Source organism: Ramlibacter sp., from assembly GCF_041916345.1.
GTDB lineage: Bacteria > Pseudomonadota > Gammaproteobacteria > Burkholderiales > Burkholderiaceae_C > Ramlibacter.
Window position 1 is genome coordinate 1 of the sequence record NZ_JAYRZR010000040.1, and the last position, 20,173, is coordinate 20,173.

Consider the following 20,173-nt stretch of genomic DNA (forward strand, 5'->3'; position numbering starts at 1 on the left):
TGAGCGTCACCGCGGCCGGCCAGGTCATCTACACGCCCAATACCAACTTCAACGGCACCGACAGCTTCACCTACACGGTGACGAGTCCCGCTGGCGTGACCGAGACCGCCACCGTCAACGTGACGGTCACGAGCGTGAACGACCCGCCGGTCAACACCGTGCCGGCGACGCGCACGGCGGGCGAGGACACCACCGTCACCTTCACTGGCGGCAACACCATCAGCGTGAGCGACCCGGACAACAACGTCACGAGCGCGACGCTGACCATCCCGAACGGCACGCTGACGGTCACCCCGGGCGGCGCCACGGTCAGTGGCAACGGCAGCGGCACGGTGGTCATCACCGGCAGCCAGACCGACATCAACACGGCGCTGTCGACGCTCAGCCTGGTGCCCACACCGGACTACAACGGCACCAGCACGCTGACGGTGGTCACCACCGACGGCAGCGCCAGCGACACCGACACGGTGGCCGTGACGATCACCCCGGTGGGTGACGCGGTCGACGACAACCTGACCACCAACGAAGACACGGCCGTCACCGCCAATGTGCTCATCGGCACCGGCGGCGCCAGCGCGGACAACTTCGAAGGCACGCCCACGGTGACGGCGACCAGCACGCCCGCCAACGGCAGCGTGAGCTTCAACGGCACGGGTCAGGTCATCTACACGCCCAACAGCAACTTCAACGGCACCGACACGTTCACCTACACGGTGACGAGTCCGGCTGGCATCACCGAGACCGCCACGGTGACCGTCACGGTCAATGCCGTGAACGACCCGCCAGTCAACACCGTGCCGGGCGCCCAGACGGTCACCGAGGACGGCACGGTCACCTTCAACGGTGGCAACACCATCAGCGTGACCGACGTCGACAACAACGTCGCCAGCGCGACGCTCGTGATTCCCAACGGCGGCCTGACCGTCACGCCCAGCGGCACCACGGTCACGGGCAACGGCAGCGGCACCGTCGTCATCACCGGCACGCAGACGAACATCAACACGGCCCTGAGCACCCTGGTGCTCGTGCCGACAGCCGACTACAACGGCACCAACACGCTGACGGTGGTCACCAGCGACGGAGCGGCCTCCGACACCGATACCGTGGTCGTGACCACGACGGCGGTGGCGGACATCGTCAACGACAACGCGACCACCGCGGAGGACACGCCAGCCACGATCAATGTGCTGGCCAACGACACCTTCGAGAACGGCGGTCGCGTCATCAGCCACATCAACGGCAGCACCATCACCGATGGCGGTGCGTCGGTCACCGTGACCAACGGCTCGGTGGCGCTCGTGAGCGGCCAGCTGATCTTCACGCCGGCGACCAACTTCAACGGGACGGTGCCGAACTTCACCTACACGGTGACGTCCGGCGGCGTGACGGAGACGGCCACCGTGAGCGTGACGGTCACCGCGGTGAACGATCCGCCGACCACCGTGGCCGATGCCTACACGTTGCCGGAGTCCACCACCAGCACCATCACGGCGCTGGCTGGCGTGAAGGCGAACGACAGCGATCCTGAAGGCGACACCTTCAGCGTGACCCAGGTGGCCACCACCAGCGGCGGGACCATCATTCCGGTGAACGGCACCAACGTGGTCACCACCACCCTGGGTGGCACGGTGGTCATGAACGCGGACGGCAGCTTCACCTACACCGCCCCTGCGCGCGACCACTCGGACGTGACGCCGGACGTGGACACGTTCGCGTACCGTGCCTTCGACGGCACATCCCTCTCGGCCTGGACGACGGTGAGCATCACCATCACCGATCGGTCGCCCACGGCCGTCGCGGACACCGACAGCGTGGTCCGCGCGACCAGCACCACCGGCAACGTGATCCTGGGCACTGGCGGCCCGACGGCCGACATCTCCAACGGCGATGCGCTGAACCAGCTCACCGCAGTCTCCTTCGTCGGCACGCCGACCTCCAGCACCTTCGGTGGCGGCGTGTGGACCATCGCCACCACCACCGGCACGCTGACGATCGAGCAGGACGGTGACTACACCTACCAGTCGACCGCGCCGGCGCCGACGGCGGTGCGTACGGTGGCAGCCGGCCGCACGGCGGCCCAGTGGGAGACGGATCTCGGTGGGACCACGCTGCAGGTGCGGGCGCTCGATGGCACTACGCCGTGGGTGGGCGGTACGCCGAGTACCGGCTTGAACACGGGCGCAGGTACGGCAGGCGTGGTGACCACGGTAACCGGGGGTCTCGGCATCGGTGTCGAGACGGGCGGCGGCAGCGGCAACACCGACGCCTTCCGCATCCAGCCCAACGAGTACCTGATCATCAACCTGGATGCGCAGAGCCGAAACACCGACCTCACCTTCAACGCGCTGGGCGCGGGTGAAGACGCGCAGTGGTTCGCGTTCGATTCCAGCGGCAATTTCGTGGCGCAGGGCCAGTTCACCAACACGACAGCCGGCCAGATCCAGACCAACACACCGTTCCAGTACATCGTGCTCAGCGCGGGAACGGGTGATGCCTACTCGCTCAACGGACTGTCGGCCCTGCCGCCCATCGACCCGGTCGTGTTCAACTACACGGTCAACGACATCGACGGCTCGACCTCTTCGACCACGCTGACCATCAACACGTCGCTCGGCATCGCCGCCGCGCCGGACGTGTGCTCAGTCAACGAGGCGGGCCTCACGGATGGTTCCGCGCCGCTCAGCCCCAGCGCGCCGACGACGGCATCGGGCAACCTGCTGCTGAACGACGGCATCAGCGTCAACACGGTGATCACGCAGGTCAACGGGACGGCCCCGGTGGCCAACGTCATCACGGTGACCGACACCATCGGCACGCTGCAGGTCTGGACGGCGGCCGTCTCCGGCAAGCAGCCGGGCGACTACGTCTACACGCTGAACGACAACACCATCTCCTCGCCCGGCACGCCGGTGAGCGATGTGCGCTCTTACAGCTACACGATCCAGGACACGGTGACCCTGCAGACGGCGAACTCGACGCTCACAGTCAACGTGAGCGACGACGCGCCAGCGGCCACCAACTCCACCGCGCAGGTGGTCGAGATCGGGGCAGCAGGCTACGAACTCGTGCTGATTCTGGACGTCTCCGGTTCCATGGACGATCCCACGGCGGGTGGCGAGGTCCGATCGGTGGCCGATGACGGCACGGCGAGCATCACCACCCGACTGGCCATGGCGAAAGCAGGCATGGTGGCGCTGGTGGAAGAGTACTTCCAGCAGTCCAGCTACGTCGCAGTGAAGCTCGGCCTGTTCGCATCGACGGCTGTGACGCTCAATGGCGGCGTCGCCTACACCAACAAGCAGACGCTGATCAATGCCATCAATGCCATCACGGGCAATGAGACGGGCAACTCCGGCACCGACTATGTCGAAGGTCTGAACACGGGCCTCGGCCTGTGGAATGGCGCATGGCCGACCTCGCCGTCGGGCGTGCCGATCAGCCGGGCTTCGTACTTCCTGTCTGACGGCGTGCCGACCGAGCAGGTCGCTGCCACGCCGGCGACAACGACGACCTACCTCACGGCGCTGGTGGGCAGCAACGCCAAGTCTTATGGTGTGGGCCTTGGCACCGGCATTCCGGATACTTCGTACCTCGACGCGATCCATCGGGTCGATTCCAACCTGGATGGCACGCCGGACTCTGCCATCATCGTGCCGGACCTGAACCGGCTGAACGAGACGCTCGTGGCCACCGTCCCGGCTGCTTACACCGGCAGCGTGGGCGGCAGCGGCGGCGCCAGCAACGTCACCTTCGGCTCCGATGGCGGCTATATCAGCTATATCGAAGTCACGCTCGATGGCGTGGATGGCGATGCGCTCCCCGATCAACTGGTTCGGTTCACCTATGACCCGGGCGCCAACCAGATCACCAACGACAGCGGTGGCTACTACGCCACCACGGCGGGCAGCCTGCTGAACATCGGGGTGCTCTCCAGCGGAACCACCTCGGGGTTCACTTGGGGCACGCTGATCTTCAACTTCGCGACCGGCCAGTACACGTACTTCACGGCGCCGTCCGTGAACGAGGGCGATACGTTCTCCATCGGGTTCCAGGTCACGGACAACGACGGCGATACGGCCATTGCCAACCAGACCATCGAAGTCATCGATGGTGGCCCCATCGCGCGGACCGATTACGACACGGTCGTTGCCAATCAGCGATTCTTCGAAGGTAACGTGATCAACGGCATCGGCACGGATGGCGGTGCCGTAGCCGAGATCGTGGACTTCTCGTCCGCCTCCGTGTCCACCGATTCGATCATCGACGGGGCCCGGGTCACGTCCATCGTGTTCCGCGGGCAGTCATTCGACCTGACCACGCCTGTGGCTGCCGGCACGGCCGCTGTCACGGCTGGCGGCACCTACGGTGTGCAGGCCGCCAACGCCAAGACAGTGACACTGGCCAATGTGGCCACGGCCTGGACGGATGTGACCATCCAGACCTGGGGCTTCGACGGTACCAATCCGTATGTGACGGCCGGCACGCCCAACTCGGGTCTGAACACGGCCGCGCTCACGCCAGCGCAGGCCGCGTTGGTGCGCTACCGCGACAACGCGGGGACCGACAATGACGGGACGGGCGCGGAGACGGGGGCGCTGACCGACACGTCGCGGCAGATCGAGAACGGTGAGCAGCTCATCTTGCGAGTGGACTCCACCGGTACTTACACCCAGGCCACCGTCACCGTGACCGATCTGGCCGTGGGCGAAGTGGCGCAGTGGCACGCCTACAACGCCGCTGGCGTCTGGGTGGGCAGTGGCACCTACACCAGCACGGGTGCCACCCCGCAGTCGTTCGTGATGGCTCCCACGCAGGCCTTCCAGTACGCCGTCTTCACATCGACGGCGGCGGGCAACGTGTACAGCGTCAGGGGATTCGACGCCGTGCCGATGAACCGCCTGTCGTGGACCTCGGCGGCGGAGAAGGTCGTCTCCACCGGCAACAGCGCGGCGGGTTGGTCCACGCCCACCACGGGTTCGGCCGTCGGAACCTGGGGCTTCGACGGGACCAGCCCGTTCGTCACGGCTGGGGTCGCCACCTCTGGCATCAACACGGCCTCGCTCACCGTGGGTGCCGCGGGCAACGTTCGCTACCGCGACAACGCGGGCACTGACAGTGATGGCACCGGTGCGGAGACCGGCGCGCTGAACGATACGTCGCGGCAGATCGAGAACGGCGAACTGCTCGTCCTGCGCGTGGACACGACCAATGCCTACGGATCGGTCGACATCACCGTGACCAACCTCACGCAGGGCGAGGTGGCACAGTGGCACGCCTACGACGCCACCGGCGCCTGGGTGGCCAGCGGCACCTACACGGGCATCTCGGCGACGGCGGCACAGACCTTCACCATCAATCCGGGTGCGCCGATCCAGTACGTGGTGATGACCTCCACCGCGGCCGGCAATGTCTACAGCGTCAATGGTCTGCGAGCCTCGCGCGAGGCGCTGAGCTTCGACACCGACGGCTACTACAAGTTCACGCCCATCGACACCGAGACGCCGGCGCAGACTGTGGCTGCCGCAGTGACGACCCTCTTCACGTCGCAAGCCAACGGCGCCGCCAATGGCGTGGTGCTGACCGGCTTCTCCCGGACGGCCAACCTGCAGCTTGCCGCCACGTATACGGCCGCGACGCTCACTTACGACAACGGTGGTACCCCGGCCGACGAACTACGGGGTGTCAGCGTGCCCGGCGGAGACAACGGCAACCGGGTGGACAACCTGGAAACCCTGGTCGTCACCTTCGATGCGGGTTCGCACCCGCGCGGCGTGCAGAACGTGATCTTCGAGATGGCGGATCAGGACAGCAACCTGGGCGGAGCCGTCTCGGTGACCTACTCGGTCTACGACATCCACGGCAATCTGCTGACCCAGATCTCCAGCAACCTGGAGGACAACGCCCGGATCCCGCTGCTGTACAGCAACATCGGTCGGGTCGAGATCGAGTCGGCGAGCCATGCGGACGTGAAGGTCTACAGTGTCAGCTTCCAGAGCGTCACCGGCGCTGGCGCTGGCGCCGCGATCGCGCCCGAGCAGATCAGCTACACGCTGACGGATACGGACACGCCGACGCCGGATACCTCCACCGCCAATCTCAACCTGAACGTGATCTCGAATCACGACACGGGGACCACGGGTGCCGACGGGGCGGGGACCTTCAACTCATCCGCGCTGAACGACTACCTGTCGGGTGGCGCGGGCAACGACACCATCAACGGCGGTGCCGGCTACGATCTGATCCGCGGTGACGCGGGTGACGACGTGCTCGATGGCCAGGACGATGACGACCGGCTGTTTGGTGGCGACGGCAACGACAGCCTGAGCGGCAGCAACGGCAATGACGAGATCAACGGCGACGATGGCAACGACACGCTGCTTGGTGGCGCTGGCGCCGACGTGCTGTACGGCGGTGCTGGGACCGACTCCATCAATGGTGGCGCCGGCGTCGACAACATCTGGGGTGGCACTGGCAACGACACCGTCGACGGCGGTGGCGCCGACGGCGTGTCCGACGTGTTCCGCTGGGAGCTCACCGACACGGGCACCAAGGGCCTGCCGGCGGTGGACACCATCGTGAACTTCGACAACGCCAATGCCGGCAGTGGCGGCGACGTGCTGGATCTGCGCGACATCCTGGTGGGCGAGACCTCCAGTGCCTCCAGCCTCGACGATTACCTGCACTTCGAGATCTCGGGCGCGGACACCAAGATCCACATCAGCTCCACCGGTGAGTTCTCCGCCTCGTACAGCGCCACGCGCGAGGTGCAGACCATCGTGCTGCAGGGCGTGGACCTCGTGGGCACGTACACGACCAACCAGGAAATCATCCAGGACCTGCTGACGCGCGGGAAGATCCTGACCAACTGATTGAAAGAGTAGTCCCATGCACGCCGGCGGGGCCGCGAGGCCTTGTCATGCACAGAAACCAGAAGAAAGCGGATCGATGATGAAAACCAGGAAAGTGAGCGAGGGCAGCAAACGTCGAAAACTCGGGATTGCGCGTGGCCATGTGGCCCTGGGCATCCTGCTCTTCGGGGCCGTGTCGCTGGGCACTGCGCCCGCGCAGCAGCCGCCGGCCGCGCCTGCCGCCGCGGGCACGCCGCCCCCGGCGAGCGCAAGCGCGCTCGCCGAGAAGCCGCTCACGCTGTCCGAGGTGGTCCAGCTTTCGGTGCTTCGCAATCCGGAGGTGCTCTCGCGGTTCCACGCGATCAAGGCGGCCGGTGCCGAGCGCGACGCGATCCGCGGCGGGCTGTATCCGCGCGTCGACCTGCAAGGCTCCACCGGACCGGAGCGCCGCTCCAGCGTACCGGACCGCTACACGCGGAGCTGGGCCACGCTGTCGCTCACGCAGCTGCTGTGGGACGGGCGGGCCACGCTGGGCGAGATCGAGCGCCTCGACCACGTGACGCGCGTGCGCGTGTTCGAACTGCTGGCCGAGACCGAGACGGTGGGCCTGGAGGTCGCCAAGGCGTACTACGACGTCATGCGCTATCGCGAACTGGTGAAGCTGGCTGAAGAGAACTTCGTGCAGCACCGCGCCGTCTACGCGCAGACCGAGCAGCGCGTGAAGGCCAGGATCGCCCGCGCGGTGGACCTGGAGCAGATCACCGGCCGTCTCGCGCTGGCCGAGGCCAACCTGGTGATCGAGACGTCCAACCTGCACGACACGACGGTGCGCTTCCAGCGCCTCACGGGCCGCCTGCCCAGTGCCGAGCTGGCCCTGCCGACGCTGCTGTACGAAGGCCTGCCGGAGAGCACCGCCGAGGCGGTGAAGCTGACTCAGGAGAAGAACCCCTCCATCCTGGCGGCCATCGAGAACGTGCGGGCTTCCGACGCGGCGACCCGTGTGCGCAATGGTTCGATGCATCCGCGCGTGGAGTTCCGGGTCAAGCGCGACCAGGGGCGCAACCTCGAAGGCATCGCGGGCAACAGCAACGCCACCACGGCGGAAGTGGTGCTGAACTGGAACCTGTTCAACGGCAACTCGGATCGTGCGCGGGACCGCCAGTTCATCGAGCAGGCGAACATTGCCCGTGAAGTGCGCGACAAGACCTGCCGCGACACGCGCCAGATCACGCTGATCGCTTTCAACGAGTCGGTCAAGCTGCAGGACCAGACGCAGTACCTGCTGCTGCACGAAGCCTCGCTGGCCAAGGCGATGGAGGGCTACCGCCAGCAGTTCCAGATCGGCCAGCGCACGCTGCTGGACCTGCTGGACACCGAGAACGAGCTGTTCCAGTCCCGCCGCGCGGTCGTCAACGCCCGCTATGACCTGCACCTGGCCTACGCCCGCTCCCACGCCGCCATCGGCAATCTGTTGAGCGCGCTGCGCATCGCGGGGCCGCAGACCGGCTGGGAGGACGATCTGCGTGCCTGGGTGGCTGGCGCCGATGTCGCGCAGCAGTGCCCGGTGGAGGTGGTGAAGACCTACGAAGTCAACAAGGACGCCCTGGTGCAGAAGGCGCTGGAGCTCGTCGGTCGCCAGGCTGCCGAGACGCGTGCCCTGCGTGAGGCGCAGAAGGCGGCGGCGGATCAGGCGGCGGCGGAGAAGGCGACCCCGGCCACCGGCGCGGCTTCCGCGCCGCGTGCCTCGGCCCCCGGGGCCGCCGCGCCAGCGAACGAGCAGGCCGTGCGGGCCGCGCTGGAAACCTGGCGCGACGCCTGGGCCCGCCGCGACGTGCAGGCGTACCTGAACGCCTATGCGCCTGACTTCACCCCCGCCAAGGGCAGCCGTGCCGAATGGGAGAAGAAGCGCCGCGCCATCATCGGCGCCGCCTCCGACGTGACCCTCACGCTCGACAACGTGGAGGTCAAGGTGGCGCCCGGCGAAGCGCAGACTTCGTTCGACCAGGCCTACCGGTCCAAGAGCTACCAGGACCGCGTGCGCAAGACGCTCGCGTGGCGCCAGGTGGGCGGGGAATGGCGCATCGTGCGCGAGACCGCCGAGGGCAAGTGACCGACCGTCCGCCCCGGGGCCTTCACCCCGGGGCGTGATTGACGTTCGTCAACTGCAGGATCCTGCCCGCGCCCTACAGTGGGGCATCACTCACCGGAGCCTGCAGTGTCCCCCATCGAACTCTTCCGCAATGACGACCACGTCTGCCTCATGTTCACTGACCTGGTGGACGAGGACGGCATGGCCGTGCAGTGCAACCAGTTTCTCGTGGTCGACCACGGCATGGGCGCCATCATCGACCCGGGCGGCAACCTCGCGTACAACGAGCTGTACCTGGCCCTGTCGAAGTGGTTCCCGCCGCAGAACCTGAGCTACCTGATCGCCTCGCACGCCGATCCGGACATCATCGCCTCGCTGGACCGCTGGCTGACAGCCACCAAGGCCAAGCTGGTGATCTCGCGCATCTGGGAGCGCTTCGCGCCCCACTTCACCAAGGTCGGCAAGACCGAGAACCGCGTGATCGGCGTGCCCGACGCAGGCGGCCGGCTGCCGCTGGGCCGCGGCGAGCTCTGGCTGCTGCCGGCGCACTTCATGCACTCCGAGGGCAACTTCCACTTCTACGACCCGCAGTCGAAGATCCTCTTCACCGGTGACCTCGGCGTGTCGCTCATGAACGGCACCGATGCGCGCAAGCCCATCACCGACGTGCAGGCCCACATCCCCAAGATGGAGGGCTTCCATCGCCGCTACATGGTCTCCAACAAGGTCCTGCGGCTGTGGGTGGCCATGGCGCGCAAGCTCGACGTCGACATGATCGTGCCGCAGCACGGCGCGCTGATCCAGGGTCGCAAGGCGGTGCAGGACTTCTATGCCTGGATCGAGAACCTGGCCTGCGGCATCGATCTGTTCGACGACCGCTCCTACCAGCTCCCGACTGCGCGCATCGACCCCGCCACGAACAAGGTGCAGCCCGCGCTGCGCGTGGCCTGAGGCGGCTCAGCGGCGCTGCTTCACGCCGGCGCCGCGCACTTCCACCAGCACCTCGTCGCGTACGACGCCACGGGCATCGACCAGCTCGATGCGATGGCGGCCGGGCCACGGCATCCAGCCGGCCTCGCGCCCGCGGGCCAGCGGCTTGCCATCCACTCGCCACTGGAGGCCCGTGCCCTCGGCCGTGAGCTGCAGGCGCTGACGGGCAGGCGGAATGTCCGGGTCCAGCGCAATGATGGTGCCAGCCGTCGGGCTGACGATGCGGGGCCCGACTGCCGCAGCAGCACGCCGCGCGCCGGCACGGCCGTCGTCACGGGCCGCCGCCCACTGCGGCTGTTCGGTGCCCGGCAGGAACCACTCCTCACGGCTGGCCTCCAGGGACGCCCCGTAGGTGATGCGCTGGCGCATCAGGCCCGCTGGCGGCTTCGGCGCCCGGCTGGGCTGCTGCCGATGGAGATGCTGCATGACCATGGCCCACACGGGCGCCGCGCCGCTGGTGCCGCTCACGTCGTGCATGGGCGCGCCGGCGGCATTGCCCACCCACACCCCCACCGTGTAGCGCTCGCTATAGCCGATGGCCCAGTTGTCGCGCATGTCCTTGCTGGTGCCCGTCTTGACAGCGGTCCAGAAGCGGGTGGCCAGCAGGCTGTCGGTGCCGAAGGTGCGGGCGCGCGCCATGGGATCGGCCAGGATGTCGGTCGTGATGAAGGCTGCGGCGGCATCCAGCACGCGCTGCTTCGCCGTCGGCGCATCGGTCACGCGCATGCGCAGCGCGCCGTGCTGCCCGCCATTGGCAAGCGCGCGGTAGGCGTTGGTGAGTGCCAGCAGTGGCACCTCTGCGCTGCCCAGCGCCAGGCTGAAGCCGTAGTAGTCCCCGCTTTCCTTCAGCGGCAGGCCCAGTGCCCGCAACTGGCGCGCGAACGCATCGGGCGAAACCATCACCAGCGTGCGCACGGCCGGCACGTTGAGCGAGGCCCCCAACGCAGTGCGCGCCGACACCCAGCCCTTGAAGTGGCGGTCGTAGTTCTGGGGAATGTAGAGGCCGCCCGCGGTGCTGAGCTGGGCTGGCGAGTCATCGAGCAGCGATGCCGCGGTGAGCCGGCGCTCGGCGATGGCCTGCGCGTACAGGAAGGGCTTGAGCGTGGAGCCGGGCTGGCGCGGGGCCAGAACGCCGTCCACCTCGGCGGCCAGGCTGGTGGTGGCAGAAGAGCCGACCCAGGCGAGCACGTCGCCGCTGGCGTTGTCCAGTACGACGACGGCCCCGTCGGCCACATTGCGGCCTTGCAGTTCGCTCAGTTGCTGCTGCAGCGCCGTGACGGCCGCACGCTGCACGTCGGCGCGCAGGGTGGACCGCAAGGCGGTCTCGCCGCTGCCGCGCAGCAGGCGCCGGGCCAGGTGTGGGGCGATACCTTCGCTGGGCTCGAAGGCGCGGCGCTGCAAGGCGGCGGCGGTGAACACGTCGAGGTCCGCGCAATCCGCCTTCACACCCGCGGGCTGCATGTCGGTGAGCACGGCGCACGCCCGGCGGGCCACGACGGCCGGCGTGGCGTTCGGGCCGCGGACCAGCGCCGCGGCCACCGCCGCCTCGCGCTCGTCGAGCCCATGCGGCGCCTTGTCGAACAGCGTGCGCGAGAGGGCATCCACCCCCACCACTTCGCCGCGGAAGGGCACGAGGTTGAGGTAGGCCTCCAGGATCTCGCTCTTGCGCCAGCGCCGGTCCAGCACCTGCGCGGCCACGGCCTGGCCCAGCTTCTGCACGGGTGCGCGGCCACCCGGGGCGCGACGCCAGTCTTCATCGATCAGGCCGGCGAGCTGCATCGTGATCGTGGAGGCGCCGCGCGTGCGCGTGTTCCACAGGTTCCCCCAGGCCGCCGCGGAGACCGCGCGCCAATCCACGCCGCTGTGCTGGTGAAAGCGCTTGTCCTCGGAGACGACGATGGCCAGGCGCAGTGCCGCCGACATGTCGGCCAGCGGTACCCAGGCGCCCCGCCGCACGGTGGGGTCCGTGCGCAGCCGGTGCAGCACCTCGCCCTCGCGGTCCAGCAGCAGGCGATCTGACGGTCGATGGTCGGCGCGCACCTCGGCGTATGAGGGCAGGGCGTGCACGCCCGCGCCCGCACCGGCCAGGGCCAGCGCGAGGCAGACGCGTGCCAACCGCTGCATCATCAGCGCCCCGGCTCGACCTTCACCCGCGCATTCGGCGCCTCGCCGAATAGCTCGGGCGCGTACATGGCCTCCACGCGGGTCGGCGGCATGGCGAACTCGCCCACGTTGTTGAGCCGCAGGGTGTACTCGATCTTGAAGCTGCCCTTGGGCACATATTGGTAGTAGGCGCGGTAGGCCTCGAAGCTGCGCTCCTCGAACGCGGGCCAGGCCCAGCCCGCGCGCTTCTCGCCTTGCGTGGCAAGCTGCGAGTCGCGGCCCAGGCCGGTGCCAAGCGGCGTGGCGCCGCCCGGCACGGGGTCACTCACCACCACCCAGGTCATGTCGGTGGACGCGTCCACCTCCAGCGTCACCCGCAGCACGTCGCCGCGGCTGTAGCGCCCGGCCGTGGCCTGCTCCACCGGCGTGATGCTCTTGCGCACCGAGTAGCCGGCCGCGAACGGCGCCTTGAGGTCGATGGCGGCCACCGACTGCAGCGTCACCCAAGGCATGCCGGGGCCGTTGTGGGCGACTTGCAGCGTCTCCTTGCCGCCCTCCTTGGCCCAGGGCAGGAACATCGTGTTGTTGCGCAGCTGGCCGGGCGATGCCGGGGCACCGAAAGCGGTGGTCTGATGCGGCGCACCGGCGGCATCCGTGGCCTTGACGCGCTCCACCTTCGCCCACTCCACGCCGGCCTGCGAGGCAGGCAGGGCGGCGCGCGTGACGCCTGCCACCGGCACGGCCTCGAACTTCGCCGAGAACTTCTCCAGCGCCAGACCGCCCCACAGGTTGGCGGTGGTCGTGTGCCAGGCGCCGCGCTGCTGACGCGCGATGAAGCCATTGACGAGGCGTGGCAGTTCGTCCTTCCAGGCGGGATCGTCGATCACCGACAGCAGCAGGCGGGCGGTGTTGACGTCGCCGTTGGTCATGAGCCACCACCAGTAGTCGTCGCGTTCGGTGCTGAAGACGAGCCTGGTGCCCTGGTAGGAGAGGCGCGCGCGCAGCACCTGCTGGGCCTCGGCGAGGCGCTGCTCGCGCTGCGGCACATCGGCCACGCGGCGCAGGATGTTCAGCCAGTCGATCACCGCGCTGGTGGGCCACTGGTTGGGCGCGATGGTGATGCTGCCGACCATGCGGCCCTGGGCCTTGCCGTAGCGCGACAGCGCCTCCAGCGCGGCGAGCTTGCGCACGTCCAGATCCTTGCGCGGGCTCCAGAACTCGCGCTGGATGCGGCCCTCCACGAAGGCGATGAGGCCGCGCTCCATCGGCGCGCGGGCCTCGTCGGGCAGCGCAAAGGCCGGCTGCAGGGACGAGGCTTCGTGCGTGGCGGCCAGCAGGTAGGCGGTGAGCACATCGCTGCCCTGGCGGGCGTCGCCGTCGCGCGGCGGGAAGTAGCTGGCGAGACCGTCGGCATCCAGGTACGTGGGCAGCTGCGCCACCACCGTCTGCCATAGCTTCGCATCGCGCAGGCCCACAGACTTGCTGGTCTTCTGCTCCAGGCAGGCGAACGGGTAGCCGGCGAACCAGTCGCGCACGCCGGGCAGGCCTTCGGCCAGCTTCGGCTGCAGCGCCAGCCGCAGGCCCCCTCGGCCGGGCAGTGCATCCGCGGGAGGCTGCACTTCCAGTGACAAGCTGCCGTCCACCTGCATCAGCGCGCCCTGCTGCACCGTGAGCGGCACGGCCGGCACGATGCGCTGCCGCGCCTTCACCGCATCGCGCGCGCCGCCACTCGCATCCTTCGCCTCGATCTCCCACAGGATCGCCTCCTGCCGCGTCTGCCCCAGCTGCGCCGGCGCGACGACGTTCCAGGCCACTTCACGCGATTCACCGGCCGGGATGTCCACCGTCTGCGGCGTGAGCGTGAGCAGCGTGGCGCGGGGCGCCACCTCCACCTTCATCGGCTTGCCGGTCGTGTTGCGCAGAGTGAACTGTGCGCGGTACTGGTCGTCCTCGCGCACCAGGGGCGGCAGGCCGGGGATGATCTGCAGGTCCTGCGTGGCGCGGATGGTGGTGTGGCCGGTGCCGAACAGGCCCGTGCCCGCATCCGCTACGGCGACGATGCGGAAGCTGGTGAGTGCGTCGTTCAGGGGCACCGTCACCACGGCCTGGCCCTGCGCGTCGAGCTGGACCTTGGGGTTCCACAGCAGCAGGGTGTCGAGCAGCTCGCGCGTCTGGCTCTTGCCGCCGCCCCCACCTGGCGCCACGGCCTTGCGGCCATAGTGGCGCCGGCCGATGATCTCCATCTGCGCGGTCGACGTCTCCACGCCCCACACGCGCCGCTGCAGCATCGCGCCCAGCAAGTCCCAGCTCGTGTTGGGCATCAGCTCCAGCAAGGCCTGGTCCACGGCGGCCAGGGCGACCTCGGCATCGGCGGCGGGCTTGCCGTCGGGCCGCTTCACGGTGATGGTCACGCGGGCCTGCCCGCGCACCGGATAGCTGGCCTGGTCGGCCTTCACCGCCACGGACAACTCATGCGCCTTGGTGCCCACCCGGATCTCGGCCAGGCCGAGGCGGAAGGCCGGCTTGCTCAGGTCCACCAGCTGCGTGGGGGCCACCCACTCTCGGCCCTCGTGCCAATACGCGCTCCACCATTCGCGTGGCGCGCGGAAGCCCCAGGTGAAGAAGCTGTACCACGGCACTTCGCGCAGGCGCCCGCGCAGGGCCAGCACGCTCACGTACACGTTCGGCCCCCAGGTGTCCTTCACCTGCAGGCTCACGGTGGGATCTTCGCCCCGCAGTTGCACCACCTGCGTCTCCACGATGCCTTCGCGTTCCACCGCCACCAGGGCCGTGGCGTAGCGGAAGGGCATGCGCACCTGGAAGCGCGCCGTCTCGCCGGCCTGGTAGGCCTTCTTCTCGGGCAGCACGTCGATGCGGTCATGGTTCTCGCCGCCGAACCACAGCTCCCCCTGGCGCGTGACCCAGACCGAGCTGGCCGCCTGCACGGTGCGGCCCTCCGGGTCCCTGGCGGTGGCCACGAGCTCGATCTCGCCGGCGTCGGCGATCTTCGTCTCGCACAGCAGCAGGCCGCGCGCGTCGCTCTGGCCGCTGCAGACGGTGCCCAGGTCCTTCAGCTCGGTCTTGTTGTCGTAGGTGTAGAAACCGCCCACCATGCGCTTGCGGCTGGTGGTGGTGATGCGGCCCATTGCCTTCACCTCCAGCGGCACGCCGGCGGCGGGCTTGCCGTCGAGGTTGAGGGCCAGCGCCTGGAAGCGCATCTGCTGCTTCGCCGACACCCAGCCCTCGGTCTTGATGCCTGCGATCACGCCGGCCGGCCACAGTGCCTGCACGTTGCGCAGGGTCTGGATCTCGCCATTCGGGTCGGCGTAGCTGGCCTCCAGCACCAGTTCCCGCGGCTTCCCGGAGGCCGGGATATCGGCAATGGTCACCCGCCCGGCGCCATTGCGGTCCAGCGTGACCGGCAGCTTGTCGGCCACCACGCGCTGGTCCTCTCCGGCGGCCTGCTCCTCTTCGCCGCGGTCCGTGGTGCCTTGCGTCCCGCGGGGCGGCTGGAAGCTGAACTCGTCGTGGTCGGGAAAATCGAGTGAGCGGGCGCGCACCACGGCCGACACGCGCACCGGCAGATTCGTGGCTGGCCCGCCGGACACGTAGTTCACCTGCACGTCGGCCGGCACGCTGCGGGCGTTGATCAGCGCCTTGCGGTCGGAGGCGCCGACCCGGCCCTCGAACACCGGCAGGCGGAACTCCTCCACCCGGAACGTACCCGTCGATACGATGCGGGTGCCGCCGTCGCGGCGTGCGCCCTGCAGCTGGATCTGGTACTGGCCCAGCTTGGCGGCGGGCGGCACCTGGAACTCGCTCTCGGCGCTCTGGCCGCCGGTGGCCGTGGCGCGCCACTTCAGGGCCTGGGTGTATTGCTGCCCGCTGCCCACATGGGTGATCACGAGCTGGGCGGGCGCCGCAGCGGGGACGCCGAAGCCCTTGCCTGTCTCGGTGCGGCCGATGTGCTTCATGGACACCGTTTCGCCGGCCCGCAGCAGCGTGCGGTCCAGGATGGCGTGGTAGCGCTCGTCGGGCCGTGCGTCCCGGCTGGTGGGCACGTTGAACCGCCACGGCTCGATGCCGCGGTGCCAGTCGCTCCAGGTGAACGCCAGGTCCGTCACGCCCTGGGCATCCCGCGCGCGGGCCGTGACGAAGTAGGCCTGCTTGTAGTCGTTGTGATCGGAGCATGCAGGCGCCTGCGGCGGCACCTTGTCGAAGCGCGCGATGCCCTGTGCATCCGTGGTGCCCGTGGCGACTTCCCGGCCGCGACAGTCGGACACGCGCACGGTGGCGTTCGGCACCACGGCGCCCTTGTCCAGCGTGGTCACCCAGGCCAGCGCGTTCTCGCGTCCCAGCTTGAAGTGCACGCCCAGGTTCGTGACGAGCGCCGTGGTGCGCACGTACATCGTGCGCGGCGAGCCGTGGCGTTCATCCAGCAGGGACTTGCCCAGCAACTGCGAAGCGATCTCCACCACGTGGAAGCCGGGCGCCAGCGGCAGGCCCACCACCTCGAACGGCCGCGGGTCGCTGCCCTGCGCCTTGGGCAGATCCACCTGTCTCACGTCGGCCTGCCCCGCCAGCAGCGACACCATGCGGCCCTGCACCCAGTCCTTCTCGTTCGGCTCCAGCACCTTGGGCAACGGTCCCTTCACCTCCTGCGCGGCGCGGCTGCGGGGCACCTGCCAGTCTTCATAGCGCTGTACCTTGGAGAGCCACGCGATGATCTCCGCATCGGTCTTCGGCTGCAGATCGCTCACGCGGCCGGGGGTGAGCGTGCCGGCCCGCAGCACGGGCTCCACGTTGCGCACGCTGATCGGCAGCAGGGCCACGCCTTCGGGTTCGGCGAAGCGCTCCACGATGCCGAAGGGCGACGCCGCGAACTTGGCCAGCGGCGGCATCGCGCCGGTGGCTACCTTCAGGGGAAAGCTGTCGGCATTGCGCAGCGCGCGGCCCGAAGCGTCCTTGAAGTCGGCGGGCAGTTCCAGCTTGAACTGCGCCCGCTCCGGAAAGAGCGGCTTGAAGGTGACGCCGTTGACCACGTTGTCGCCGTCCGCCTCGTTGCCTTCCACGTCGGCCTTCACCGTGCCACCCGGCCCGGCCAGGCGGATCTTCTCGGCCAGCTTGCGCGGCACCGGCGCGTTGAAGTTCAGGCTCATGGGCCGCAGCGGCAGGCAGGCCGCCTGCGCGTTCTCGCGCTCGCACGAGAAGCTGGCGGCGAAGGGCTCGCGCACCTCGAACTCGAAGCGCTTCTGCACGCTGTTGACCAGCCCGGTGGGCGTGGCCACGCCCTTGTCGAACACGATGGCCATCTTCGTGGCCGGCGTCAGCCGGCGGGCGCAGGCCAGCGTGACGTAGCGCAGCGGGTCCTTGGCGGCCTCCTGGTCCATCCGCAGGGCCTTCAGGAAGTCGGTCCGCGCCTTGCCTTCCACCGGGCGCACCGGGACGCGCTCGCCCAGGCCGGGCAGCTGGCACCACACGTGGTCCTTCACGCTCTGGGCGGTGGCGGCCCCATTGAGCTGGAGCAGGAAGTACTGTTCCTCGTCAACCTTCTCCCAGTCGCCCGGGCGCGTGGCCTGCACGAAGGGGCCGCCGGTGTTGAAGCGATAGGTGGCGGTTGCCAGCGCAGCGCCCTTGGGTGATGCGAAGCCGGGGCGCACCTGCAGCGTGCAGCTCACGCCCGGGGGCAGGTCGTTGGCGAGGTCGAACACCCACTCCTTGTCGCTGGTCCATCGGCCGGTGCCGCGGCTGGCCTGCGCGTCGCTGCAGGACAGCGTGAGCGGGGCGGGGGCCTTGGGGTCGCCGAAGGTGATGGCGCTCTCGTCGAAGCGGGCAACGATCTGCCGGACCCGGGGCACTTCCCCCTGGGGCGAGACGCTGGTGAGCGTGAGCGCCTGCGCGCCGCAGGCGGCCACGGCCAGCAGGGCGGCCGTGATGGTGTGGAGCTGTTTCAAGCGTCCCTCCTGTGCGGACAGGAGGGTAGCTGAAATCACGCGGCGCGAGCGTGACGGAAGGCACGCAGGCGGCCGCAACTTGACGGCGGATGACCGAGGATATACATTGAAATTCATGTATATCCAGACAGGATGCGATTGATGCAAGTCTCGAAGTGGGGCAACAGCCTCGCAGTGCGGCTGCCCGTCACGGTGGTGGAAGCCCTTAAGCTGCAGGAGGGCGACGAGATCGAGATCCAGGTGGCGGGCAGACGCACGTTTGAAGTCGCCCGGGCGCCGGGCACTCGCGCCTTGCTGGAGCGACTCAGGAAGTACCGTGGCCGTCTGCCCCCCGACTTCCGGTTCGACCGGCTTGAAGCCCATGAGCGCGGGTGATCCGTTCATCGACACGAACGTGCTGCTGTATCTGCTCTCCGGCGATCCCGCCAAGGCAGATCGCGCCGAGGAAGTGCTGGCCGCGGGTGGGGTGGTCAGTGTGCAGGTTCTCAATGAGTTCGCGGCGGTGGCCACGCGCAAGCTCAGGATGTCCCTGCCGGAAGTCCGGGAGGTCCTGGCCACTGTCCGTGCCCTGTGCCGCACGGTCCCGATCCGTGAAGACACCCATGACAAGGGCCTGGACCTCGCCGAGCGCTACGGAATCTCGATCTACGACGCGATGATCGTCTCGTCTGCGCTGCTGGCGTCCTGCAAGACGCTATGGTCAGAGGACATGCAGGATGGTCAGGTGATCGACAAGACGCTGGAAGTCCGGAATCCGTTCGTGTAGGACGCTGTCCACACGCGCTGGGGGGAACGATGGGAAGTGTCCGTCGGCGACAGTTTGCCCAATTGCTGCTGGCGGCCAGCATCGTGCCTGGCAGCTCGCGCGGGTTGGTCCTGCTGCTGACAGGGCCGGGGACGAGGCAGTTCCATGCCTGCACCCTGGACAAAGGGGCCATTCTGGCCGTCACTGGTGCCGGCGTGTTTCGCAGCCGCGATGACGGCAGCTCCTGGCTGCCGGCCAGGTTGGGTCAACGTGGCCCCGACCCTGAGCGCGACGTCTGGTCGGTGGTGCCGGACCTGAATCGCCCAGGTCTTCTCTATGGCATCACCTTCCTCGGTGGCCTGCTGCGCTCAACGGACGATGCGCGGACCTGGACGGCGGTCGAGGTTCGTGACGGCGCCGGCAGGCAGTACGGAAGCCTGACCGCCGTTGCGGTGCATCCTCGCGCCAGTTCGATGCTGCTCGTGGGTACAGGGCGCGGCATCCTGCGCTCCGTGGATGCAGGCGTCACCTGGGCGCAGGTTGAGCGGACGAGCCGCATCATGGTCGACGGGCTGGCGTTCGATCACGCCCACCCGGGCCGTGTGGTGGCGGGAACCGATGGAACGCTGCTCCTCAGCGACGACGATGGTGCCACGTGGCCCGCATCGCTGAAGCCTCTGCTTCCGGGGGAAAGGCCGGCGTGGGTTGGCAACGTCTGGTTCGATGGACAGTCAGACCAGCTCCACGCGCAAGCTTCGGGCATTCCCATTCTGTCGCGCGACGGTGGATCGACGTGGCGCCGGGTCGACGGCACATGCGGCACGTTCGGTGCCGCCCCCGACGGTCGAACGATGTTGACCTCTTGCGTGCGACCCATGTACCAGAGCTTCACCAAGCGCTCGACCGATGCAGGCGCAACTTGGGAAGAGATTCGGGCGATCACCCCGAGTCACGCGCGCGGCACCGCTGTGTACTGGTTCCATCCAGCTCGTCCATCGCTCGTGCTGGCAGGTCATGCGGCGGGCGGGATCTCCAGGAGCGAGGACGGCGGCCGCACATGGGCTGATGCCAGTGTCGGCGTGCGTTGGTGCGACATCTTGCCGCCAGACAATTGGAGGTTTCAGCTGCACACGGAGCTACTTGATCATTGCGACAGCCCCGGGCCAGGACCGCGGTAGATCGAGGCCCCATTCCACGGCTTGCGTGGCGTGCCGAACTTGGGCCATCAGGTCGCAGCCCATGTTGGTCGATCGGCGCGTCGAGCTCGCTCAACGACGATTGCACGAGGTGACCCGGGTCGGGCGCCCGAAGAGCAGGCTCGCCTGCTGGTCCCTTGGTCTGACCTGGTCCGGCGAGAAACAGACGCTATAGAGAGGCTACTACCAGCGGTTGATGGCCAGGTTCATGGCACGCCGTCGCCACCGGATGGGCCGGAGGCTGCTGC

The 20,173-nt window shown here is 68.5% G+C and carries 8 protein-coding genes; 6 read left to right on the forward strand and 2 right to left on the reverse strand.

The window, feature by feature from the left end; translation table 11 throughout:
* The 3 genes from ACE3T5_RS12065 to ACE3T5_RS12075 form a co-directional block, all read left to right on the forward strand.
* Positions 1-6,869, forward strand: a 6,869-nt coding sequence (locus tag ACE3T5_RS12065; RefSeq protein ID WP_374667907.1) for a tandem-95 repeat protein, incomplete at its 5' end; no start/stop codon positions are given.
* 79 nt (positions 6,870-6,948) lie between these two features.
* On the forward strand, positions 6,949-8,958 hold the full coding sequence (locus ACE3T5_RS12070; protein WP_374667909.1) for a TolC family outer membrane protein: 2,010 nt from the start codon (positions 6,949-6,951) through the stop codon (positions 8,956-8,958).
* A gap of 150 nt (positions 8,959-9,108) precedes the next feature.
* The gene (locus ACE3T5_RS12075; protein ID WP_374667937.1) at positions 9,109-9,888 is read left to right on the forward strand and encodes an MBL fold metallo-hydrolase; all 780 of its coding nucleotides are present in this window, start codon (positions 9,109-9,111) and stop codon (positions 9,886-9,888) included.
* Between the two features lie 6 nt (positions 9,889-9,894).
* Here ACE3T5_RS12075 and pbpC read toward each other — a convergent pair whose 3' ends face one another.
* Both pbpC and ACE3T5_RS12085 read right to left on the reverse strand, forming a co-directional pair.
* Positions 9,895-12,051 (reverse strand): penicillin-binding protein 1C, encoded by a 2,157-nt coding sequence (gene pbpC, locus ACE3T5_RS12080; RefSeq protein ID WP_374667939.1) that lies wholly within the window; start codon positions 12,049-12,051, stop codon positions 9,895-9,897.
* Between the two features lie 2 nt (positions 12,052-12,053).
* Positions 12,054-18,101, reverse strand: a complete 6,048-nt coding sequence (locus ACE3T5_RS12085) for an alpha-2-macroglobulin (RefSeq protein ID WP_374667911.1) — start codon at positions 18,099-18,101, stop codon at positions 12,054-12,056.
* A gap of 24 nt (positions 18,102-18,125) precedes the next feature.
* Between ACE3T5_RS12085 and ACE3T5_RS12090 the strand changes: the two genes are divergently transcribed.
* The 3 genes from ACE3T5_RS12090 (at position 18,126) to ACE3T5_RS12100 (ending at position 19,907) form a co-directional block, all read left to right on the forward strand.
* Positions 18,126-18,359, forward strand: coding sequence for an AbrB/MazE/SpoVT family DNA-binding domain-containing protein (locus ACE3T5_RS12090; RefSeq protein WP_374667913.1), 234 nt, complete (start codon positions 18,126-18,128; stop codon positions 18,357-18,359).
* Entirely contained in the window at positions 18,346-18,750 is a 405-nt protein-coding gene (locus ACE3T5_RS12095; RefSeq protein ID WP_374667915.1) for a PIN domain-containing protein, read from the forward strand. Before ACE3T5_RS12090 ends, ACE3T5_RS12095 begins: the two co-directional genes overlap by 14 nt.
* Before the next feature lie 62 nt (positions 18,751-18,812).
* The gene (locus tag ACE3T5_RS12100; RefSeq protein ID WP_374667917.1) at positions 18,813-19,907 is read left to right on the forward strand and encodes a hypothetical protein; all 1,095 of its coding nucleotides are present in this window, start codon (positions 18,813-18,815) and stop codon (positions 19,905-19,907) included.
* Positions 19,908-20,173 lie beyond the last annotated feature (266 nt).

Bases quoted from the DNA above. Each gene is read 5' to 3' on its own strand.
- ACE3T5_RS12090 (WP_374667913.1), top strand. From the start codon at position 18,126: ATGCAAGTCTCGAAGTGGGGCAACAGCCTCGCAGTGCGGCTGCCCGTC.
- ACE3T5_RS12095 (WP_374667915.1), top strand. From the start codon at position 18,346: ATGAGCGCGGGTGATCCGTTCATCGACACGAACGTGCTGCTGTATCTG.
- ACE3T5_RS12085 (WP_374667911.1), bottom strand. From the start codon at position 18,101: ATGAATTTCAATGTATATCCTCGGTCATCCGCCGTCAAGTTGCGGCCG.
- ACE3T5_RS12070 (WP_374667909.1), top strand. From the start codon at position 6,949: ATGAAAACCAGGAAAGTGAGCGAGGGCAGCAAACGTCGAAAACTCGGG.
- pbpC (WP_374667939.1), bottom strand. From the start codon at position 12,051: ATGCAGCGGTTGGCACGCGTCTGCCTCGCGCTGGCCCTGGCCGGTGCG.
- ACE3T5_RS12075 (WP_374667937.1), top strand. From the start codon at position 9,109: ATGTTCACTGACCTGGTGGACGAGGACGGCATGGCCGTGCAGTGCAAC.